1 protein-coding gene is annotated in these 594 nt (G+C 68.9%); it reads right to left on the bottom strand.

Annotated features, from left to right (window positions below):
* Positions 1-542 (bottom strand): formylglycine-generating enzyme family protein (locus CAPSK01_RS02530; protein WP_273702957.1); only part of this gene is annotated, 542 nt, incomplete at its 3' end.
* Between the last annotated feature and the right edge of the window lie 52 nt (positions 543-594).

Here is a 594-nt window from a genome sequence, read left to right as displayed (position 1 = left end):
CCGCTCCGTGGCGCCGGCCACTCCGTGGCCCCGGCCGGGCTCGTGGACCTCAGGGCAAAGCGGAAGCCGTAGACCTGGCCGGCGCCGTCGGGCGCGTAGGCGCCGCGGAACGCTGAGCGGGCGCCCCTGGCGTAGATGCACCAGGAGCCGCCGCGCAGCACGCGCTCGGCAACACCGTCCCCACTCCCGGACGCATCGGCACACCATTCCCAAACGTTACCGTGCATTTCGTACAAGCCCCAGGGATTGGCCGGCAGGCTCCTGACCGCCACCGTCATCTTTCGCGGCCGTTCGTCCGACCAGTATTTCACCTCCTCGCCGGTGATCGTGTCGCCAAAGCTGTACGCGGTCCGGGTTCCGGCCCGGCACGCGTATTCCCACTCGGCTTCGCTCGGCAATCCGGCCGCCGCGCCCGCCGTGAAGGCTTGCAGGCGAACCAGGAAGCCCTCCGGCGGCAGAACGACGTCGTTCCAGCTCACCCGCTCGACCGGATGTTGCGGAGATCCCGGCTGCTCGCTGAAATGGCTCGGGTTGCTGCCCATCACCGCCTGCCTTCAAGCTGCGCAAACACCGCCAACTGCTCCACGAGGATCT

It is taken from the genome of Candidatus Accumulibacter vicinus (genome assembly GCF_000584955.1).
Lineage (GTDB): Bacteria > Pseudomonadota > Gammaproteobacteria > Burkholderiales > Rhodocyclaceae > Accumulibacter > Accumulibacter vicinus.
Note: the sequence above shows the minus strand (reverse complement) of the source record. Positions and strands in the feature narration are given on the sequence as shown.